Here is a 21,137-nt window from a genome sequence, read left to right as displayed (position 1 = left end):
GCCGAGACGATCCACGGCCTCTACAAGGCCGAGGTGATCCATCGGCGCGGGCCGTGGCGGAGCTTCGAGGCCGTCGAGTTCGCGACGCTGACCTGGGTCGACTGGTTCAACCATCGCCGGCTGCTGGAGCCGATCGGTAATATCCCGCCGGCCGAAGCCGAGGAACGCTACTACGCCATGCTTGACGACCAGAAACTGGCCGCGTGACTCAAACCAAACAGCCTCCGGCAAAACCGGAGCGGTTCAAGCGGCCTCGTCAGCCAATTCATCCGCGTCGCGGACGAAGGCAACGCGCAGCCCGTGCCGGAACCCGGAACCCTCGGCCAGGTGCTGGCCGGACTGGCCCTGCTCGGCGCCGCCGCACGCACCACGCGGCGGCGCTGACACCAGGCCCGCCGTAAGACCCACGCCCGGTCCTGATGCAGCCTACGGCTGGCCTCCCGCCACCGCCGTGCGCCGAGCCGGTGCGAAAGGGTAAGTCGTAACGTGCCAAGCGCAACGCTAGCGCGCCGCGTCCAACCCCATCTGCCAAAAGCGCGCCTCCAACCGGCACGCCGCCTCGAAGGTGCGCACAAGTTCGCCCCAGCGCGCCTCGGCCCCACGCGCTGCGCCGAGCCGATCCAGCCGCGCGATCGCCTCCGCCGCGATCCCCTGGAACTCCGCGCCCCCGTACATCTCCTGCCAAGCGCGATACGGATTGCCCTCGCGCTTGAGCGCCGGATCGGCGGCCATGCGCGCGCCGATCTCGGCATAGCCGATCACGCAGGGCGCCAACGCGACCTCCAGATCCAGCACGTCGCCGGCCAGCCCGCGCTCCAGCACATAGCGCGTGTAGGCCATGGTCTCCTCGGCCTCCGCCTCGGCCTCCATCGCCGCCTCGTCGATGCCCCAGCCCGCGCAGTACTGCACATGCAGCCGCATCTCGTGGTCGATCAGCGCGTTCAGCGTCGCCGCCGCGCCGCGGATATCCGCCACCGTCGCATGCTTGAACGCCGCCAGCGCATAGGCGCGCGCGAAGTGGATCAGGAAGAGGTAGTCCTGCGTGAGATAGCGCCGGAACGCAGGCTCGGGCAGCGACCCATCGGTCAGGCCGCGAACGAAGGGATGCGCGACATAGGCCTCCCAGGACGGACGGGCCGCGTCGCGCAGCCGGGCGAACAGCGTTCCCGGCGCGGCGATCGCGTCCATCAGTCCTTCATCGCGTTGCGCGTCGCCTTGGGCAGACGCACGACCAGCCCGTCCAACTCCTCGGTCATGACGATCTGGCAGCCGAGCCGGCTCGTCTCCTCCAACCCGAAGGCGAGGTCGAGCATGTCCTCCTCGTCCTCGGTCGGCGCCTGGAGCAGCTCGAAATACTTCGGATCGACGATCACATGGCAGGTCGAGCAGGCGAGCGAGCCCTCGCACGCGCCCTCGATATCGATACCATGGCGATGCGCGATCTCCAGCACGGAAAGCCCGAGCGGCGCATCCACCTCGCGGCGCGTCCCGTCGCGCTCGATGAAAGTCATCTTCGGCATGCCACGTCCCGTCGTTCAGGCGGCCGCCAACCCTTCATGCGCTGCGATCAGCGCGGCCGCCGCATAGTCGATGTCGGCGGCGGAGGTAAAACGGCCGAGCCCGATCCGCAAGGTGCGCGCGGCCTCTTGGTCCGACAGGCCGAGCGCGCGCAGCACATAGGAGGGCTCGACCTCGGCCGAGGAACAGGCCGAACCGGTCGAGACGCAGAGATCCGGCGTGCGCGCCATCAGTTCGGCGGCCTCAGTGCGCGGGAAGGTCAGGTTGAGATTGCCGGGGATGCGTGCCGCCGCACTGCCGTTCAGCGTGAGCCCCGGCAGCGCCTCGGCGAGCCGTCGATGAAGCGAGTCGCGCAAGGACCCGAGCCGCGCCGCCTCCTCCGCCATCTCGGACGCGGCGATCCGGCACGCCTCACCCAGGCCGACGATCAACGGTGTCGGCAGCGTGCCCGAGCGCAGCCCGCGCTCCTGCCCGCCGCCGGAGAACAGCGGGCTGAGCCGCACGCGCGGCCGGCGGCGCACATAGAGCGCGCCGACCCCCTTCGGCCCGTAGAGCTTGTGCCCCGAGATCGACAGCAGATCGACGCCGAGCGCCGCCACATCGAGCGGGATCTTGCCCGCCGCCTGTGCCGCGTCGGTGTGGAACAATGCTCCCGCCTGCTTGGCGATCGGCACCAGGACGGCGAGGTCCTGGATCACGCCGATCTCGTTGTTCACCGCCATCACGCTGACCAGCAGCGTGCGGTCATCGACCGCGTCCGCCAGCGTCTGCGGATCGAGCAGCCCGTCCGGGCGCACCGGCAGGACCACTGGCTCGAAGCCCTCGGCGGCGAGATCGGCCACGCTCTCCAGGATGCATTTGTGCTCGGTCGCGACCGTGACCACGCGCCTGCGGTCGGCGCCGTGCGCGCGCGCGAACCGCGCCGCGCCCTTGATCGCGATATTGTTGGACTCGGTCGCCCCCGAGGTGAAGATGATCTCGCGCGACCCGGCGCCGATGAGCGCGGCGACCTGCGCGCGCGCCTGTTCCACGGCCTCCTCGGCGTCGCGTCCCATGCGGTGCTCGGCGCTGTGCGGGTTGCCGAAGCGCTCGGTGAAGAACGGCAGCATCGCCGCCACCACGCGAGGATCACACGGCGTGGTCGCCTGGTTGTCGAGATAGACCGGGCGGTTGCGGGGCGCGGGGATGTCCATGCGCGAGGATGTCGCGTCAGGCGGGCGCGGGTTCAACCGGCCGCGCGAGCCGGGCAACCATCGCCGCATAGGCGTCGAGGAAGCGGGCGGGGGCATCGTCCGGCGCGGTCCACGGCAGGCTGACGCGGATCGCGCTTGCCGCGAGCGGCCCGAGCCCCATCGCCCGCAGCACATGGCTCTCCGCCACCTTGCCGGACGAGCAGGCCGACCCGGCCGAGACCGCGATGCCGGCGAGGTCCAGCGCCATCACCTGGGTGGCGGCGGCAACACAGGGGAGCGCCACGCAGAGCGTGTTCGGCAGGCGCACCGCGCCAGCCGCGACCGGCACCGCCTGCGGCACCCGTGCCGCGAGCCCGGCGAGAATCGCGTCGCGCAGCCCCGCGAGCCGGCCCGCCCCGCCGGCCGCGCGCCACGCCTCGGCCGCACCGGCGGCCGCGGCGAAGCCGGCGATCGCCGGCAGCGGCTCGGTGCCGGCGCGCATGCCGCGCTCCTGTCCGCCGCCGCGGATCAGCGGTCCCGGCCACCAGCCGGAGGTCAGCAGCAGCGCGCCGGCGCCCTTCGGCCCGCCTGCCTTGTGCGCCGACAGCGCGATCGTGTCGGCACCGAGCGCGCCGAGATCGCCGAGCGGCAGCCGCCCCGGCGCCTGCACGGCATCCACGTGCAGCCGCGCGCCGGCGCGTCGGCAGAGCGCGGCGACCTTTGCGATCGGCTGGAGCGTGCCGGTCTCGTTGTTCGCCAGCATCACGGCGACCGCGGCCGGGCGGGCATCCGCGAGCGCGGCCTCGAGCGCGGCGAGATCGATCACGCCGTCGCGGTCCACGGCGAGGCGCTCGGCCTCGGGCACCGCGTGCAGCACCGAGTCGTGTTCGGTTGCGCTGGCCAGCACGCGCCGTGCCTCTGCGCGGAAGCCGGCCAGCGCGGTGGCGTTCGCCTCGGTGCCGCCGGCGGTGAACACCACCGCGGCCGGCGCCAGCCCGACCAGTGTGGCAAGCGCCTCGCGCGCATCCTCCAGCACCCGGCGCGCCGCCCGCCCCTCCGCGTGCACCGAGGACGGATTGCCGAGCACGTCCAACGCCGCGAGCACGGCCGCATGCGCCTCCGGGCGCAGCGGCTCGGTCGCGTTGGCGTCGAGATAGAGCCGGCTCACACCGGTCTCGCCGCGCGCAGCGAGGCGTGCAGCGCGCCGGCCCGGCCCAGCACGCGCTTGGCCACCACGTCCTCGAGCGACACCGAGGCGAGGAACAGGTGGATCTGGTTGCCGAGCTCCTCCCACAGATCGTGGGTGAGGCAGCGTGCCCGCCCGCCCTGGCAGCCCTTGGGACTGCCGATCTCGCAGCGCGTCGCGCGGATCGGCTCGTCCACCGCCAGCACGATGTCGGCGATGCGGGTCTCGCTGGCGGGGTAGGCAAGCCGGTAGCCCCCGCCCGGGCCGCGTGCCGACAGCACCAGCCCCGCGCGCCGAAGCCGCGCGAACAGCTGCTCGAGATAGGAGAGCGAGATGCCCTGACGGGCGGCGATCTCGGCAAGGGTCACCGGCTTGCCGTCGGTGCGCTTCAGCGTGTGCGCGGCAAGATCGGCCATCGCCATCACGGCGTAGCGGCCCCGCGTGGACAGCCGCACGGCCGGGTCCGCCTAGTCGTCGCCGGCGGGGGCGCGCCGGCGCTCCGCCTCCAGCGCCGCGAGGCGGGCGCGCAGTTCGGCGAGCTCGGTGCGCAGTGCCTCCAGCGCGCGCACGCCCGGATCCAGCGCCTCGTCGCAGGGCGTGCCATAGGGCAGCACGTCCGCCCCGGCGGGCTTGCGGTCCACCGGCCGGGCGGGAATGCCGACCACGGTCTGGCCCGGCGGCACGTCCGAGAGCACCACCGCATTGGCGCCGACCCGCGCGCCTTCGCCGACCACGATCGGGCCCAGGATCTTCGCCCCGGCGCCGAGGATGACCTTGTCGCCGATGGTCGGGTGGCGCTTGCCGCCGGCGAGCGAAGTGCCGCCCAGGGTCACCTGGTGGTACATCAGCACATCGTCGCCGATCTCGGCGGTCTCGCCGATCACCACGCCATCGCCGTGGTCGATCACCAGCCGACGCCCGATCCGCGCCGCGGGATGAATCTCTATCCCCGTGAGCATGCGCGAGATGTGCGACAGCATCCGGGCCGGCAATCGCAATCCCCATCTCCACAGCCGATGGGCGACGCGATGCAAGGCTATCGCATGCACGCCTGGGTAGCAGAGAACGATTTCCAGCCGCGACCGCGCCGCCGGATCGCGGGCGCGCACGGCTTCGATTCCTTCAACCCAGCGTCCCGCCATGTTCAGCACGATTCCGGTGTTAATTCCGTATGACGGCCCCTATAGTGCCGCCCGCTTTCGGGCCGGGAGCCCGCCCGAGGGCCATCGATACCGGACCCGATCCCATGGTTGCGCTGCACCATGCGTGCTTGACGCTACGAAGTCCAAGCACGGCAGTCAACATTCCGGCCGTCGCCGGATGCGGGACCCGGGGGCCGATTGGGGAAGGCCGGCGTCGGCCGGGTTGAACGACCGGGCTCGTGGGGGACCGCGCCGTGGCGCGCTGTGGACAGGACCGGAGACGACATGCCTGAGGTGATGTTCCAGGGGCCGGATGGCCGGCTGGAGGCTCGCTACCACCACGCCAAGATGCCGAATGCGCCGCTCGCGCTGGTGCTGCATCCGCACCCGCTGCACGGCGGCAACATGAACAACCGCGTCACCTACACGCTCTACCAGGTGTTCCAGCGGCTCGGCTTCTCGGTGATGCGCTTCAACAGCCGCGGCGTCGGCAAGAGCCAGGGCCGCTACAGCGGCGGCGAGGGCGAGCTCGCCGACGCGGCCGAGGCGCTGGATTGGCTGCAGCGCATCAACCCCAACAGCAAGACCGTGTGGGTCGCCGGCTACCAGTACGGCGCGTTCATCGGCATGCAGATGCTGATGCGCCGGCCCGAGGTGTGCGGCTTCATCTCGGTCACGCCGCCGGCGAATCATTTCGACTTCACCTTCCTGGCACCGTGCCCGCAATCGGGGCTGATCGTCACCGGCGCCAGGGACGAGATCGTGCCCGAGCCCGCGGTCGCCAAGCTCGTTGCCAAGCTGAACACGCAGAAGGGCATCAAGATCGACTACCGCGTGTTCGAGGACTGCGACCACTTCTTCGTCGAGCACTGCGACCGGCTCGCCGATGCGGCGGAGGACCACCTGCTCACGGCCCTCGGCCGCGACGAGCGGATGAAGCTCGCCGCCGATTGAGCCGATCTTGAAACGTTCCGGGGGCCGGATCCGGCAGCGGGTCCGGCCCGTGTTCATTCCGGCCGCACGAGCCGCCCGCCGGGCATCGGTCTCGGCGCCCCTGTCGTGGTCGGAAGGCTGAGCGGCAGGCCGCGCAGGCTGCGCGCGGCGAGATAGGCGAAGGCCTGCGCCTCCAGCGCATCGCCGTTCCATCCCACCGCCTCCACCGGCTCGACCGCGACGCCGAGCGCGGCCCTGAGCGCGGTCATGATCGCCGTGTTGTGCCGCCCGCCGCCGGTGACGAGCCAGCGCAGCGGCGGCTCGGGCAGATGCGCGCGTATGGCGGCGACCGCGGCCGCGGTGAAGGCCGCGAGCGTGGCCGCGCCATCGGCGACCGGGAGCACGGTGAGGCCCGACGCCGCGATCGCAGCGGCGAAATCCAGCCGGTCGAGCGACTTCGGCGGTGGCGCGGCGAAGAACGGATGCGCCATCAGCCGCGCCAGCACCGCGACCGCGACGGTCCCGGCGGCCGCGATCCGCCCGCCCTCGTCGAACGGCACCCCGGCGCGGGCGGAAACCCAGTCGTCGAGCGGGCCGTTGCCGGGACCGGTGTCGCAGGCGATGACCGCCCGGTCCGCGCCGATCCAGGTCACGTTGCCGACGCCGCCGAGATTGAGCACCGCGAGCGGCCGGGCGAGCCCCTCCGCGAGGGCCGCGTGCCAGAGCGGGGCGAGTGGGGCGCCCTGGCCGCCGGCCGCCACGTCGGCCGAGCGGAAATCGTGCACCACCGGGATGCCGGTCGCGCGCGCGAGCCGGGAAGCGTCGCCGATCTGCCAGGTGAGGCCGCGCTCGGGCCGGTGCAGGATCGTTTGGCCGTGAAAGCCGAGCGCGGCGATGTCGGTCGCCGCCACGCCGGCCGCGCCGAGCAACGCCGCAACCGCCTCCGCGTGCCGATCGGTCAGCGCCCGCTCGGCCTCGGCGAGCTCGGCATCGTCGCGCGCGAGCCGCTCCGCCCGATCGAGCAGCGCGCGCAGCCGCGCCCTGAGCGGGTCGTCATACGGCAGCGTCAGCGTCGCGCCGGGCCGGGCGAGACGCTCCCCGTCCGTCTCGACCAGCGCCGCGTCCACCCCGTCGAGCGAGGTGCCGCTCATCAGCCCGAGATGAAGCGCCGGTTTTGCCCCCATGCGACGACTGTGATAGCGAGCCGGCCCTCAAGGCAACCGCCGGACCGACCGATGACCACCCCACGCTCCGACTTCCTGCGCGAGGCCGCCGCGCGCGGCTTCATCCACCAGTGCACCGACCTCGATGCGCTGGATGCGGCGCTCTGCGCCGGCCCGGTCTCGGCCTATGTCGGCTATGACTGCACCGCCGACTCGCTGCATGTCGGCCATCTGATCTCGATCATGCTGCTCAGGCTGTGGCAGCGCACCGGCAACCGGCCGGTGGTGCTGCTCGGCGGCGGCACGACCAAGATCGGCGATCCCTCGGGGCGCGACGAGAGCCGCAAGCTGCTCTCCGAGGAGGAGATCGAGGCGAACAAGCGCGGCATCCGTCGCCCGTTCGAGCGGTTGCTCCGGTTCGGCAGCGGCCCCGCGGACGCGATCGAGGCCGACAACGCCGAGTGGCTCGACACGCTGCGCTACATCCCGCTGCTCCGCGAGATCGGCGTGCATTTCTCGGTCAACCGCATGCTGTCGATGGACAGCGTGCGGCTCCGGCTGGAGCGCGACCAGCCGCTGTCGTTCCTCGAATTCAACTACATGATCCTGCAATCCTACGACTTCCGCGAGCTGAACCGCCGCTACGGCGTGACCGTGCAGATGGGCGGATCGGACCAGTGGGGCAACATCGTCATGGGGGCCGATCTGATCCGCCGCACCGACCGGCGCGACGCCTTCGGCCTCACCGTGCCGCTGCTCGCCACTGCCTCGGGCGCGAAGATGGGCAAGACCGCCGCCGGCGCGGTGTGGCTGAACGAGGACCGCCTGCCGCCCTTCGGCTACTGGCAGTTCTGGCGCAACACCGAGGACCCGGATGTCGGCCGCTTCCTGCGCCTGTTCACCGAACTGCCCGAGGCCGAGGTCGCGCGGCTGGAGGCGCTGCGCGGGGCGGAGGTGAACGAGGCGAAGATCGTGCTCGCGACCGAGGCGACGGCGCTGCTGCACGGCCGCGCGGCCGCCGAGGCGGCGGCTGAGGCGGCGGCAGGGGCCGCCGAGGCGGGATTGCCGACCGTGACGGTGCCGGAACTGGCGGAGGGGATGCCGGCCTTCGCCCTGGTCGCGCGCGCCTTCGGGCTCGCCTCCAATGCCGAGGCGCGGCGGCACATCCGTGGCGGCGCGGTGCGGCTGAACGACGCGCCGGTCACCGACGAGGGCGCGGTGATCGGCGCGGAGGCGCTGCGCGACGGTGCCGCGCGGCTCAGCCTGGGGCGCAAGCAGCAGGTGCTGGTGCGCGCGGCGTAACGTTACGCCGCGCGCAGTTCCTTCAGGAACCCCTCGACCGCGCCGCGCATCGTCCCGGTCTCGGTGTCGAGGCGGCCGGCCTCGCCCCGCACGGTGGCACTCGCCTCGGCCGCGCGCGTCGCGTTGTCCGCGACACGGCGGATCGCGCCCGACACCTCGCCCGTGCCGGCGGCGGCGTCCTGGACCGAGCGCGCGATCTCGGCGGTCGCGGCCCCCTGCTGCTCGACCGCCGCGGCGACTGCCGAGGCGAGCCCGCTGATCTGGTCGATGCGCCCGCCGATCGCGCGGATGGCGTCCACCGCGCCGCCCGTGGCCGCCTGCATGGCGTTGATCTGGGCGCCGATCTCCTCGGTGGCCTTCGCCGTCTGACTGGCCAGGTTCTTCACCTCGCTCGCCACCACGGCGAAACCCTTGCCGGCTTCGCCCGCGCGCGCCGCCTCGATCGTCGCGTTCAGCGCCAGCAGGTTGGTCTGGCCGGCGATGTCGTTGATCAACCGCACCACGTCGCCGATGCGCGCGGCCGCGGCCGAGAGTTCGCCCACCGAGGCGTTGGTGCGCGCACTCTCCTCGGCGGCCGCGCGCGCCACCGCCGCGGCCTCGGTGACCTGCCGGCCGATCTCGCGGATCGAGGTGGAGAGTTCCTCGGCCGCCGCTGCCACCGCGTTCACGCCCGTGGCGGCCCGGTCGGATGCGCCCGTGACCTCGGTCGAGAGCGAAACCGTGCCGCTGGCACTCTCGGCGATCGCATCGGCGCTGCCGCGCAGCCGGGCGACAGCGTCCGCCACAGCCGAGACGGCGGCCATCACCTGCGCCTCGAACCGGTCGGCGAGGGTGACGCGCGCGGCCCGCCGCTCCTCGGCCGCGCGTGTCCGCTCGGCATCCAGCGCCGCGCGGGCCGCAGCCGCCTCCTCGCTGGTCGTGCGCAACGTCTCGACCGCGCGCGCGAGCTCCCCCACCACGTCGCGACGGTCGGTGCAGGGCACCTGCGCATCGTGCTTGCCCTCGGCGACCCGCAGCGTGGCGTCCCGGAGCGCCAGCACCGGCGCGAGCGAACGACGGACCACGACGGCGATGAGCAGCCCCGCCAGCGCGAGTGCCGCCAGCGCGGCGAGCGTGGCATCGCGCTTGGCGACCCACAGCATGGCGTCGAGATCGGCGATCGGCACGCCGACGAACCAGAGGCCGATCTGCCGGCCGGCGGCGTCGCGGATCGGCTCGTAGATGGTCAGATGGCGGCGACCGAGGATGTCGTTCTCGCCGCGATAGGTCTGCCCGCGCGTGATCGAGGCGTCGAAGGCGGGGCCGGGGGCCAGCCGCGTGCCGACGCCGCGCGTGCCGTCGGGGCGCACCACGTTGGTGGCGATGCGCAGATCGCCGAGAAACAGCGTGGCGACGCCGCCGGCGATCTCCTTCACCGCATCGACGATCTCGTTGCGCCCGTTCAGCGCCGTCTCCCCGGCGATCATGCGATCGCCTTCCACCCGGATCGTGGTGCCGTGCCGCCGCACCTGGTCCTTGAGCACGCCGAGGTTCACCTCGAGCGATCGCTGGGCCGCCTTGTGCTGCTCGGCTTCGAGAGTCGAGATGGTCCACCAGGTGCTGGCGGCGACGGCGACCGCCCCGCCGAGCACGGCCGTGCAGGTGACGCGGGCGCCGAGGCTCAGGCGGGCGAACAGGCGCAACGGATTGGCGCGCGCGAATGCGGCAAAGGACATCATGAACACTCCGTTCCCAGGATCTTGGGCCGGATCATGCGCGTGCGTGATGAACGGAACGTGAAGCGGGTTCAGCCCCCGCCGCGGTTCATGCCATGCGGGTCGGGCTCGGGTGCCGGCGCGTCCGCGCCATCGCCGAGAAAGCCGAACAGGCCGCGCAGGAAGCCGGGCGTCAGGGCGGCGAGCGGATTGACCGACACCTCGGGGTCGGCGAACGGCCCGCGCACGCGGTAGGTCGCGGCGAATACGCCGCCGCCGCGCTCGGGCGAGAACAGTCGCCCGATCAGGGGGATATGGCCGAGCAGGCTGTTGAAGAAGTAGGCCGGAACGATCGTGCCCTCGACCGCGAGCGTGTCGCGCGCAAGATCGACCGTTCCCTTGGCCGTGAAACCAAGCGAGGGACCGTAGGCGCGCGCGTCGCGCAGCTCCAGCACGTCGTTGCTCAGGCTGAACGGGGCGATCAGGTTCGTGAAGGACAGGCCGGGGCCGCGCGCCACTTCCAGCAGGCCGTAGAGCGTCATGGCCTGGAGCAGCCGGCCGATCGCCGGGGCATCGCGCAGGCGGAACTCCTCGATCGTCGCCTCGCCGGTGAGCGGCGCGGAGGGCTGGCTGTCGTCATAGGTGCCGCGGACGGCGAGACGCCCGCCGGCCATGGAGTCGATCACGTGGAGGGCGGCAAGCACGGCGCCGGCGTCATCGGTGGCGAGTTCCAGCCGTCTGACCGCGCCATCGCGCCGGATCGTCGCGGTATAGCGGCCGCGATCGCCGACCGCGCCCTCGGCGTTCAGCGCCTCGACGCGGCTTCCGTCATGGCGGATCGACACCGTGACGTTGCGCGTGTCGCGACCGGGCCCCAGCACCACCCGGTCAAGCCGCGCATCGAGGGCGAAGGGCGGCGTTGCGCCCGCCGCCGTCTCGGCCGAGCCGCGCGGCCGGTCCGAGAGGTCCAGCAGGGCGCCGCGCGCGCTGATGCGCCAGGGCTCGCCGTCGCGCCCGGGCGGACGAATCTCGCCGGCGAGCCGGGTCTCGCCGAGGCGGAGTTCGGGCACCTCGATCTGCTCGACCCGACCTTCGCGGGTGAAGCTCGCGCGCGCCCGGGCGGCAAGCCCCGGCCCCTCCAGCTTCGTCAGCTCCGCCGCGACGAGGCGCGGGCCCGCCAGCCGCAGCGTGGCCTCGGCGCTGGCCGCGCGCCCTTCCGGCTTGCTCCAGCCGAGCTCGCGCACGGCGAGGCGCGCACGGCTGAGATCGGCGTGGAGCGTCACCGTGGACTGGCCGTCGCGCCGCGCGGCGAGCCGCGCCTCGCCGCCGACCGGACCTGTCAGATGGGGCGCGAGGTCGATCCCGAACGCGGCGGCCACGCCCTCCTGCGGGGCAAGCCGCAGCGTGGCCCGCTCGATGATCTGGCTTGCAGGGCCGGCGCGGAAGTCGGTGTCGTAGGCGAGGGTCGTCTGAAGCCCCGCGAGCTTGCCGGTACCCTCCAGCTTCAGCCCGCTCTCGGTCGCCTCAAGGGTGATGCGGCCCTCCGTGAGGGACTTTCCCAGCACGACGTCCGGCACGCCGGCTTCGGTCACTTCGGCGGTCGCGCGCGCCTCGATCTGATCGACCGTGAGCGCATCGAGCAAAGGGAAGCGCAGCGCGAGATCGACCTCGCCGCGACCGGTGATGCCGCGCGGCGGCGGCGCGCGGCGCGCGAACAGGGCGAGCTTCGGGTGCGCGATCAGCTCCATGGCCGCCGGCACCGGGCTTTCGATCCGCACCGCGATGTCCGCCCATTGCGGTCGCGTGTCGAGCCCGGAGAGCACGATGGTCGCATCCGTCGGCCGGATCGCGCCGACCGCGCCGCCGCGCGTCACCACCGTCACCTTATCGAGCCCGACGGTCGCGCGGGCGGCGACTCCCGTCGCCGGCGGCATCGGCCGCAGATAGTGCACCGTCGCGCCCTCCGCGGTGATCTCGCCGGCGAGGCTCACCGGCTCGACCGCGCCGTCGGCGTCGATCCGGACGCCGAGGGTGAAGCGCGCCCCGGTCACGGTGCCGGCAGTGATGTTCCCGGTGATCCAGGCGCGCTCGCCGGTGCCGAGTCCCTCGGGCCAGAGCGCCGGCAGGTCGGCGAAGGCGACCTGGTCGAGATGCGCCTCGGCCTGCACGGCCCAGGCCGCGCCGTCACGCCGCGCGCTGCCGCTCGCCGTGATCCTCGGCGCGGGACCGTGGGTTGCGGGCAGCTCCAGCAGCGCCTCCGTCACCGTGACGCGGCCCGTCTCCAGCGCGAGCTCGGCCCGCGCCGAGGCGATCGGCAGCGTCCCGCCGCCCGGCAGATGCGCGCGCCCCTCGCCGAGCCGTGCGGTGATCCGTGCGCTCTCCAGCGCGAGCAGCGGGGCGAAGGCGAGCCGGACGCTGCCCGAGAGCGGCGCGTCGAGCGCGGCGAGCGAGGCCAGCGCCGGCAGGGCGGCGGCGAGGTCGGCGGGTGCCACCGGCGCGACCGCCACCTCGAGCGTCCCCGAGGCGTTCGCCGCCAGCGTGCCGCGCGCCGACAGCCTGACCCGCGCCTCGCCCGCGACCGCCGCGCCGAACAGCGCCACCGCCACGCCGCCGTCCGGCTGGCGATGCAGGTCGAGCAGCGCGCCCGGGATGTACCAGGTCGCACCGAGCTGGCGGTCGATGATCGCGAGTTCGGCGCCGCGGATGCGCACGCGCTGCAACGCGCCGATCCAGCGCCTGCCTTCGGGCACCGTGCCGAGCCCGGCGAGCAGGGCGGCGGCGAGCTTCGTGTCGTCGGGGGCGGCGCCGGCCGTGGCCGGGTCGGCGCCGAGATCGACCGTGACCGTGCCGTCCTCGGCGCGCATGAGCGTCAGACGCACCCGGCGCAGCTCGATCGCGCGCGGCTCCAGCCGTCCGAGCAGCAGCGCGCGCAGGCCGAGGCTGACCGAGCCTTCCGGGATCTCGGCAACGCTGGCGCCGTCGGCATCGAGCGCGCGCAGATCCGTCAGGCGGATGTCGAGCGGCCGGTCCACCGCCTCCCCGAAGCCTTCCCACACCAGGGTCGCCTCGCCGATCGTGAGCCGCACGCCGAGCCCGCCCTCGGCGGCGCGGTTCTCCAGCATCCGCGCGAGCGGTGGCACGCTGAGCGGTCCCTGCGCGAGCCGCCAGGCGAACATCCCCGCGGCGAGGGTCACGAACACGGCGAACGCGAGCGCGAAGCCGAGCAGGCGACGGAGCCAACGGCCGGAGGCGCGGATCATCGCCGCCCGCCCCGATTGACGGCCCGCTCGGCGCGGTGTTCGCCTTGCCGACGATGACCGCCGATGCGCCGACCCTGCCGCCGCCGCACGACCGCGAGGCTGTCGAGCGCGGGCTCACGCGCTGGGCGGAGGAGACCGAGGCGCCGGTCGCGCCGGCGCATCGGCCGGTGCTGGAGACGATCTTCGGCAACAGCCCCTATCTCACGGAACTGGCGTTGCGCGAGCCGGCAACGCTGATCCGCCTGCTCGACGAGGGGCCGGATGCGGCCTTCGGCGCGGTGCTGGACATGCTCGCCGCGGCGGACCCGGAGGCCTCCCGCGCCCAGCTCGCCGAGACGCTGCGCACGGCGAAGCGCCGCGCGGCGCTGGCGATCGGGCTCGCCGACATCACCGGGCGCTGGCCGTTGGAGCGCGTCACCGGCGCCCTCTCGACCCTTGCCGATGCCACGCTCCAGGCGGCGGTCGGGCAGTTGCTGCGCGAGGCCCAGGGTCGCGGCGAGCTCCGCCTGCGCTGGCCCGACGATCCCGCGCGCGGCAGCGGGCTGATCGTTCTCGGCATGGGCAAGCTCGGCGCGCGCGAGCTCAACTACTCCTCGGATATCGACCTCGTCATCCTGTTCGATCCGGAGGCGGGAGCCTATCACGGCGACAACCCGCTCGCCTTCTTCGTCAGGATCGCGCGCGATCTTGTCAGGCTGATGGAGGAGCGGACCGCCGGCGGCTACGTGTTCCGCACCGACCTCAGGCTGCGGCCCGACCCGGCGGCGACCCCGCTCGCCGTCTCGGTCGAGGCCGCGCTCACCTATTACGGCGCGCTGGGCCAGAACTGGGAGCGCGCGGCGATGATCAAGGCGCGCCCGGTCGCCGGCGACCTCGCTGCCGGCGCATCGTTCCTGGCCGAACTCCGCCCCTTCGTCTGGCGCAAGAACCTCGACTTCGCCGCGATCCGCGACGTCCATTCGATCAAGCGCCAGATCCAGGCGCATCGGGGCGGGGCGACCATCGCGGTCGCCGGCCACAACCTGAAGCTCGGGCGCGGCGGCATCCGCGAGATCGAGTTCTTCGCCCAGACCCAGCAACTGATCTGGGGGGGGCGCGACCCGGCGCTGCGCGAACCCGCCACACTGCGGGCACTCGCCGCGCTGACGCGGGTCGGGCTGGTGGCGGAGGGCACGCGCGCCGAGCTGGAAGCCGCCTACCGGTTCCTGCGCCGGATCGAGCATCGCCTGCAGATGATCGATGACCGCCAGACCCACACCGTTCCGGCGGACCCGGAGGGGCTGGCCCGGCTCGCCGCCTTCGCCGGGTTCGCGAGCGTGGATGCGTTCGCCGCCGAGCTCACGCGGCAGCTCTCGCGGGTGGAACGCCATTACGCCGCGCTGTTCGAGGAGGCGCCGGAGCTCGGTGGCCCGGGCAGCCTGGTGTTCACCGGCGTCGAGGACGATCCGGACACGATCGCGACGCTGCGCCAGATGGGCTACGCCAACCCCTCGGGCGTGGCGGCGACGGTGCGCGGCTGGCACCACGGGCGGCCGCGCGCGACCCGCAGCGCGCGGGCACGCGAGATCCTGACGGAACTCATGCCGGCGCTGCTCGCGGCCTTCGCGCGCCAGAAGGAGCCCGACCAGGCCTTCGCGCGGTTCGACGCCTTCATCACCCAACTGCCGGCCGGGGTGCAGCTGTTCAGCCTGTTCCAGCGCAACCCCGCGCTGATGGACCGCGTCGCCGCGATCTGCGGCGCGGCGCCGCTGCTCGCCGACTATCTGGCGCACCATCCGCCGGTGCTGGACGGGCTGCTCGACGGGGCGAGGCCGGACCGGCCCGTCGCACCCGTGCTGCGCCCGCTGCTCGCCGAGGCGCGGCACCTCGAGGAGGCGATGGATGTCGTGCGCCGGGTGGTGCACGAGCGTGCCTTCCTGATCGGGGTCGCCACGCTGGAGGGCACGCTCGATGTCGATCGCGCGGGGCTCGCGCGGGCACGGCTGGCGGATGCCGCGCTCACCGCCCTGCTGCCGCGCGTGGTGCGCGACTTCGCGGCCCGCTACGGCCGGATCGCCGGCGGGGCGATGGCGGTGGTGGCGATGGGCAAGCTCGGCGGGCGCGAGATGATGGCGGCCTCCGATCTCGACCTGATCATGCTCTACGACCACGCGCCGGGCGCGGAGACGGCGAAGGGCGGCACCGGGCGACGCCTGTCCCCGCCCGAGTATTTCGGCCGGCTCGCGCAGCAGTTCGTCACCGCGATCACCGCACCCACCGGCGAGGGCAAGCTGTTCGACGTCGACATGCGGCTCCGTCCCTCCGGCAACAAGGGGCCGATCGCGGTGCAGCTCGCGGGCTTCGCGCGCTACCAGGCCGAGGAGGCCTGGACCTGGGAGCATATGGCGCTGACGCGCGCGCGGGTAATCGCCGGTCCGGCCGGTCTCAGGCGGCGCGCGGCGGAGGCGATCCGGGCGGCGCTCACGCGGCCGCGCGACGCGGCGAAGCTGCGCGAGGACGCGGCGTCGCTGCGCACCCGCATCGCCAAGGAGATTCCGCCCTTCTCCCCCTGGGACGTGAAGTACCGTCCCGGCGGGCTGCTGGAGGCGGAGTTCGTCTGCCAGGTGTTGCAGCTCATCCATGCCGCGCGAACGCCCGAGGTGCTGGCGGGCTCCACGGGGGCGAGCCTGCGCGCCTTGGCGAAGGCCGGCGCGCTGGCGGCCGAGGAGGCGTCGCGGCTGATCGCGGCCTCGCGGCTGTTCCGCACCGTGCAGGGGGTGCTGCGGCTCACGGTCGGCAAGCCGCGTTCGGTCGAGGACATTCCGCCACCGGTGGTCGAGGCGCTCTGTCGCGCGGTGGCGACGGCGGGGGCACGCGGCGCCGTTGACCTCCCCGCGCTCGGGGCCCAGATGCTGGCCAGCGCGCGCGACGTCCGCGCCGCGTTCAACCGACACGTCGCCGATCTCGGCCCCGTCGATGCGGGGCCGGAGGCCTGAAGGGACGCTCACGCATGCCGACTGCGAAGAAGCCCGCGGCGCAGGCCGCGCCTGCCAAGGAGACTCCGGCCGCCGTTCCGGTCGGGGTCAAGGAGGGCGATCCCGCGCCCGCATTCTCGCTCGCGGCGACGGGCGGCCGGACGGTCAGCCTCGCGGCCATGAAGGGCAAGCCGTTCGTGCTCTATTTCTATCCCAAGGCCGACACGCCCGGCTGCACGACCGAAGCCTGCGCGTTCAACGAGGCCCTGACGCAGTTCAAGGGACTGGGGCTCGACGTGATCGGCGTGAGCCCGGACAAGATGCCGGCGCTCGAGAAGTTCGCCGGGAAGTACGGGCTGACGTTTCCCCTGGCCTCCGATCCCGAAAACAAGACCGCCCAGGCCTATGGCGCCTGGGGCGAGAAGGTGTTCATGGGGCGGAAGTCGATCGGGCTGATCCGCAGCACGTTCCTGATCGACAAGGCCGGCAAGGTCGCCAAGGCGTGGAAGAAGGTGAAGGTGGACGGCCACGCCGCGGCGGTGCTGGAGGCGGCGAAGAAACTATAGTCCCGGGGGACCACGCTGGTCCCCCGGCTCCCCTGCACTCCGGGGTCCGCGGCGCGCCCAACGAGGCGCGCCGCCCTCTAGGGGGGGTCTGGGGGGGGCCTTGCGGCCCCCCCCGGCTCATTCACTCCTCGTCCTCGCGCAGCACGATCGCATCGCCCACCGCGACGCGCCCGCCCTCCTCGACCCGCCCGTACACCCCGAGATCGACGTGGCCGAACGCCTGGCGCAGCGCGGCCACCGGGTTGCAGTCGCGCACCGCTGTCACCGGGTTGACCTGCGTGGCCGCGCAGCGGTCGATCCGCTTGGTGATCGTCAGCGTCGCGCCGCCGAGCTCGATCCGCCGCCCGATCCAGCCGAACTCCGCCCAGGCCGGCGCGCCCGAGAAATACACGTTCGCCCGGAACCGCAACGGATCGAGGCTGCGCCCCATCGCGCGCTCCAGCTCCGCGAGCGAGGCGAGATTGATCAGGCTCACCACCTTGTTGCGGTGATCCGAGAAGCTGTGACCATCGGCGACGACGAAGCGCGGCGTCCCGCGCGCCTCCGCCCCGAGAAACGTGGCCAGCGTCGCCGCGATCGCCCCTCGTCCTTCCGCGGTGGTGGTATCGCCGGCGAAGGGCGCCGCTCCGGGCGCGTGGATGAGGAGGACGCCCTTGCGCTCGTCCCACGAGGCATGCAGCGCGGCGATCCGCTCGTTCACCATCAGGCAGGCGAAATGCCGCTTCTGGAGCCATTCCGGCGCGGCCTCGTCGAACGGCGCATCGCCGTGCGCGAGCGCGAATTTGCGGTCCCCCGGCACGGTCTCGCCCGGCTCGAGATGCGTCTCGGCGAGCGATTCGGCCGTCAGCCCCTTCACCGGATAGCGGTAGATATGCTCGACGCGCACGCGCTCCTCCCGACCTGGCCTTGAGACCGATCAAGGCACGACCCATGTGCTGAGAGCAACGGTTGTCCTGGTCGCCTTCGGGGGCCAGAGGCGACCCGTCGCCTCACAGGAGGGACAGGCAGATGGACATCGAGAAGTTCACCGAGCGCGCCAAGGGTTTCATCCAGGCCGCGCAGACCATCGCGATCCGCGAGTACCATCAGAGGATCGCTCCCGAGCACCTGCTCAAGGCGTTGCTGGACGACCCGGAGGGCGCCGCATCCGGCCTGATCCGCGCGGCCGGCGGCGATCCGGCGCGCGCGAAGGCGTCGGCCGATGCGGCGGTGCAGCGGCTGCCGAAGGTGTCGGGCTCCGGCGCCGGCCAGCCGATGCTGACGCCCGAACTGGTGCGCGTGCTCGACGCCGCGCAGCAGGCCGCGATCAAGGCGGGTGACGAGTTCGTCGCGCAGGACCGCCTGCTGGTCGCACTCGCCGCCGATCCCGGTGCCGCGGGGGCCGCGCTGAAGGCCGCAGGCGTGACGGCGCAGGCGCTCGACAAGGCGGTCGCCGACATCCGCAAGGGTCGCAAGGTCACCACCCAGGGCGCCGAGGACACCTTCGACGCGCTCAAGAAGTACGCGCGCGACATCACCCAGCTCGCGCGCGACGGCAAGCTCGACCCGGTGATCGGCCGCGACGAGGAGATCCGTCGCGTCGTCCAGGTGCTGGCGCGCCGGACCAAGAACAACCCCGTGCTGATCGGCGAGCCGGGCGTCGGCAAGACCGCGATCGTCGAGGGGCTCGCCTTGCGCATCGTCAACGGCGACGTGCCGGAGGCGCTGAAGGGCAAGCGCGTGCTCGCGCTCGATCTCGGCGCGCTGGTCGCGGGGGCGAAGTTCCGCGGCGAGTTCGAGGAGCGGCTGAAGGCCGTGCTCTCGGAGATCGAATCCGCCGCCGGCGAGATCGTGCTGTTCATCGACGAGATGCATGTGCTGGTGGGGGCGGGCAAGGCCGAGGGCGCGATGGACGCCTCGAACCTGCTCAAGCCGGCGCTCGCCCGCGGCGAGCTGCACTGCATCGGCGCGACCACGCTCGACGAGTACCGCAAGCATGTCGAGAAGGACGCGGCGCTGGCACGACGCTTCCAGCCGGTGTTCGTGGGCGAGCCCTCGGTCGAGGACACGATCTCGATCCTGCGCGGCATCAAGGACAAGTACGAGACGCATCACGGCGTGCGCATCGCGGATGCGGCGCTCGTCGCCGCGGCGACCCTGTCGAACCGCTACATCACAGACCGTTTCCTCCCCGACAAGGCGATCGACCTCGTCGACGAGGCGGCCTCGCGGCTGCGCATGCAGGTGGACAGCAAGCCCGAGGAGCTCGACGAGCTCGACCGGCGCCTGATCCAGCTCAAGATCGAGCGCGAGGCGCTCCGCAAGGAGGACGATCCGGCCTCGCGTGACCGGCTCGCGCGGCTCGAGCGCGAGATCGCCGAGCTCGAGGAGAAGTCGAACGCGCTGACCGCCGAGTGGCAGGCCGAGAAGTCGCGCGTGACCGAAACGAAGGAGCTGAAGGAGAAACTCGACCGCGCGCGTGCCGAGATGGAGATCGCGCAGCGCAAGGGCGATCTCGCCCGCGCCTCCGAGTTGCGCTACGGCATCATTCCGGATCTCGAGAAGCGCATCGCCGCCGCCGCGACCGAAGGGCATCTCGTCAACGAGGCCGTGACCGAGGAGCACATCGCCCAGGTGGTGAGCCGCTGGACCGGCATCCCGGTGGACAAGATGCTGGAGGGCGAGCGCGCCAAGCTGCTGGCGATGGAGGAGAAGCTGCGCCAGCGCGTGGTCGGCCAGGACGAGGCGCTGGTGTCGGTCGCGAACGCGGTGCGGCGCGCGCGCGCCGGGTTGCAGGACCCGAACCGGCCGATCGGCTCGTTCCTGTTCCTCGGCCCGACCGGCGTGGGCAAGACCGAGCTCTGCAAGGCCCTTGCCGAGTTCCTGTTCGACGACGAGCGCGCGATGGTGCGCATCGACATGTCCGAGTACATGGAGAAGCATGCCGTCTCGCGCCTGATCGGCGCGCCCCCGGGCTATGTCGGCTACGAGGAGGGGGGCGCGCTGACGGAAGCCGTACGGCGCCGGCCCTACCAGGTGATCCTGTTCGACGAGGTCGAGAAGGCGCACGAGGACGTGTTCAACGTGCTGCTTCAGGTGCTCGACGACGGGCGCCTGACCGACGGGCAGGGGCGCACGGTCGATTTCCGCAACACCATCATCGTTCTGACCTCGAACCTGGGCTCGGACATCCTCGCCGCGCAGCGCGAGGACGAGGACATCGATCTGGTGCGCGGCCAGGTGATGAACGTGGTGCGGATGCGCTTCCGCCCCGAGTTCCTGAACCGGCTTGACGAGATCATCCTGTTCCGGCGCCTCGGACGGGCGCAGATGGGCGCGATCGTCGAGATCCAGCTCCGCCGCCTGCGCGCCCTGCTCGCCGAGCGCAAGATCACGCTCGAGCTCGACGACAGCGCCAAGGCGTGGCTGGCGGAGGCGGGTTACGATCCGACCTACGGCGCGCGGCCGCTCAAGCGCGTGATCCAGCGGTCGTTGCAGAACCCGCTCGCGACCATGCTGCTCGAGGGCACGATCCGCGAGGGCGAGACGGTGCGCGTCTCGACCATGGGCGACGGGCTCGCGATCAACGGGCGGCTCGCCGAGGCGGCGTGACGGCAGGGGCGGCCATCGGCCGCCCCTCCTCGTTCAATCCGCGGCGGCGAGCTCCGCCACCCCCGCGAGGGCCGCGAACTGGCGGTCGATGCGCGTGCGCTCGTTGCGGAACGCGGCGAGTTCGCGGCCCTGGAGGTTGCGTCCGGCGAGCATCCGGATCGAGGCGGGGTTCACGGCGACGTCGTTGCGGTGGACCTCGTAATGGAGATGGGGACCGGTGGCGAGGCCGGTCGCGCCGACCCGGCCGATCACTTGGCCCTGCCGCACGCGGGCCCCGGCACGGATGCCGCCGGGAATCGTCGAGAGATGCGCGTAGAGCGTGGAGATCCCGCCCGCGTGACGCACGACCACCGTGCGTCCGTAGTCGCCGCGCCAGCCCGCGAAGGCGACCGTGCCCTCGCCCGCGGCATAGACCGGCGTGCCTGTGGGGGCCGCGAAATCGACCCCGCGATGCATCCGGCTGTAGCCGAGGATCGGGTGGCGGCGCATGCCGAAGCCGGAGCTGATGCGCGCCGCGTCGAGCGGGGTGCGGAGCAGCGCCCGGCGCACCGATTCGCCCCTCTCGTCGTACCAGTCCGGCGAGCCGTTCGCCGGCGCGTGGCGCCAGATCCGCACCGCGCGATCGCGCAGGCGAAGCTCGGCATAGATGCCCTGGC

The 21,137-nt window shown here is 72.7% G+C and carries 17 protein-coding genes (1 of these 17 only partly in view); 6 read left to right on the top strand and 11 right to left on the bottom strand.

Annotated features, from left to right (window positions below; all coding sequences use genetic code 11):
- Positions 1–207, top strand: a 207-nt coding sequence (locus tag F563_RS0119620) for an IS3 family transposase (RefSeq protein WP_019016397.1), incomplete at its 5' end; no start/stop codon positions are given.
- A gap of 294 nt (positions 208–501) precedes the next feature.
- Here F563_RS0119620 and tenA read toward each other — a convergent pair.
- From tenA to cysE, 6 genes are read right to left on the bottom strand one after another with little or no spacing between them, the layout of a single operon-like run.
- The gene (tenA, locus tag F563_RS0119610; RefSeq protein ID WP_019016395.1) at positions 502–1,188 is read right to left on the bottom strand and encodes a thiaminase II; all 687 of its coding nucleotides are present in this window, start codon (positions 1,186–1,188) and stop codon (positions 502–504) included.
- Positions 1,188–1,520: a ferredoxin family 2Fe-2S iron-sulfur cluster binding protein gene (locus F563_RS0119605; RefSeq protein WP_019016394.1), complete on the bottom strand. Its 333-nt coding sequence runs from the start codon at positions 1,518–1,520 to the stop codon at positions 1,188–1,190. Before F563_RS0119605 ends, tenA begins: the two co-directional genes overlap by 1 nt.
- Positions 1,521–1,535: 15 nt before the next feature.
- Positions 1,536–2,711, bottom strand: coding sequence for a cysteine desulfurase family protein (locus F563_RS0119600; protein WP_019016393.1), 1,176 nt, complete (start codon positions 2,709–2,711; stop codon positions 1,536–1,538).
- Positions 2,712–2,727: 16 nt separating this feature from the next.
- On the bottom strand, positions 2,728–3,858 hold the full coding sequence (locus tag F563_RS0119595) for a cysteine desulfurase family protein (RefSeq protein WP_019016392.1): 1,131 nt from the start codon (positions 3,856–3,858) through the stop codon (positions 2,728–2,730).
- Entirely contained in the window at positions 3,855–4,331 is a 477-nt protein-coding gene (locus tag F563_RS0119590) for an Rrf2 family transcriptional regulator (RefSeq protein WP_019016391.1), read from the bottom strand. Before F563_RS0119590 ends, F563_RS0119595 begins: the two co-directional genes overlap by 4 nt.
- A 12-nt stretch (positions 4,332–4,343) precedes the next feature.
- Positions 4,344–5,018, bottom strand: a complete 675-nt coding sequence (gene cysE, locus F563_RS23435; protein WP_051089440.1) for a serine O-acetyltransferase — start codon at positions 5,016–5,018, stop codon at positions 4,344–4,346.
- 285 nt (positions 5,019–5,303) lie between these two features.
- On the opposite strand from cysE, the gene F563_RS0119580 reads away from it, so the two are divergent.
- Complete coding sequence (locus F563_RS0119580) at positions 5,304–5,972, top strand: alpha/beta hydrolase (protein WP_019016389.1); 669 nt, start codon at positions 5,304–5,306, stop codon at positions 5,970–5,972.
- A gap of 53 nt (positions 5,973–6,025) precedes the next feature.
- On the opposite strand, the gene F563_RS0119575 is transcribed toward F563_RS0119580, so the two are convergent.
- Entirely contained in the window at positions 6,026–7,135 is a 1,110-nt protein-coding gene (locus F563_RS0119575; protein WP_026299735.1) for an anhydro-N-acetylmuramic acid kinase, read from the bottom strand.
- A 51-nt stretch (positions 7,136–7,186) separates the two neighbouring features.
- On the opposite strand from F563_RS0119575, the gene tyrS reads away from it, so the two are divergent.
- Positions 7,187–8,416 carry a tyrosine--tRNA ligase gene (tyrS, locus tag F563_RS0119570; RefSeq protein WP_019016387.1) on the top strand — a complete coding sequence of 410 codons (1,230 nt, stop codon included), beginning with the start codon at positions 7,187–7,189 and terminating at the stop codon, positions 8,414–8,416.
- Positions 8,417–8,418: 2 nt separating this feature from the next.
- Here the strand turns inward: tyrS and F563_RS0119565 are convergent, their stop codons facing one another.
- Both F563_RS0119565 and F563_RS23430 read right to left on the bottom strand, forming a co-directional pair.
- Entirely contained in the window at positions 8,419–10,134 is a 1,716-nt protein-coding gene (locus F563_RS0119565) for a methyl-accepting chemotaxis protein (RefSeq protein ID WP_156825275.1), read from the bottom strand.
- 68 nt (positions 10,135–10,202) lie between these two features.
- Entirely contained in the window at positions 10,203–13,370 is a 3,168-nt protein-coding gene (locus F563_RS23430) for a YhdP family protein (protein ID WP_019016385.1), read from the bottom strand.
- Positions 13,371–13,423: 53 nt separating this feature from the next.
- Here F563_RS23430 and F563_RS0119555 point away from each other — a divergent pair, with 53 nt between their 5' ends.
- Together F563_RS0119555 and bcp are read left to right on the top strand one after the other, a co-directional pair.
- Complete coding sequence (locus F563_RS0119555) at positions 13,424–16,345, top strand: bifunctional [glutamine synthetase] adenylyltransferase/[glutamine synthetase]-adenylyl-L-tyrosine phosphorylase (protein WP_156825276.1); 2,922 nt, start codon at positions 13,424–13,426, stop codon at positions 16,343–16,345.
- Positions 16,346–16,359: 14 nt separating this feature from the next.
- Positions 16,360–16,890, top strand: a complete 531-nt coding sequence (bcp, locus tag F563_RS0119550) for a thioredoxin-dependent thiol peroxidase (protein ID WP_019016383.1) — start codon at positions 16,360–16,362, stop codon at positions 16,888–16,890.
- 121 nt (positions 16,891–17,011) lie between these two features.
- Here the strand turns inward: bcp and F563_RS0119545 are convergent, their stop codons facing one another.
- Entirely contained in the window at positions 17,012–17,776 is a 765-nt protein-coding gene (locus F563_RS0119545; RefSeq protein ID WP_019016382.1) for an MOSC domain-containing protein, read from the bottom strand.
- Positions 17,777–17,898: 122 nt separating this feature from the next.
- On the opposite strand from F563_RS0119545, the gene clpB reads away from it, so the two are divergent.
- Positions 17,899–20,481, top strand: a complete 2,583-nt coding sequence (gene clpB, locus F563_RS0119540; protein ID WP_019016381.1) for an ATP-dependent chaperone ClpB — start codon at positions 17,899–17,901, stop codon at positions 20,479–20,481.
- A gap of 33 nt (positions 20,482–20,514) precedes the next feature.
- On the opposite strand, the gene F563_RS0119535 is transcribed toward clpB, so the two are convergent.
- On the bottom strand, positions 20,515–21,137 hold the end of the coding sequence (locus F563_RS0119535) for a M23 family metallopeptidase (RefSeq protein ID WP_019016380.1). 637 nt of this gene lie beyond the right edge of the window; only the last 623 of its 1,260 coding nucleotides appear in the window; the start codon falls outside the window, past its right edge — the gene reads right to left on this strand; it ends in the stop codon at positions 20,515–20,517.

Source organism: Elioraea tepidiphila DSM 17972 (assembly GCF_000378465.1).
In the GTDB taxonomy this organism is placed as follows: Bacteria; Pseudomonadota; Alphaproteobacteria; order Acetobacterales; family Acetobacteraceae; genus Elioraea; species Elioraea tepidiphila.
Note: the sequence above shows the minus strand (reverse complement) of the source record. Positions and strands in the feature narration are given on the sequence as shown.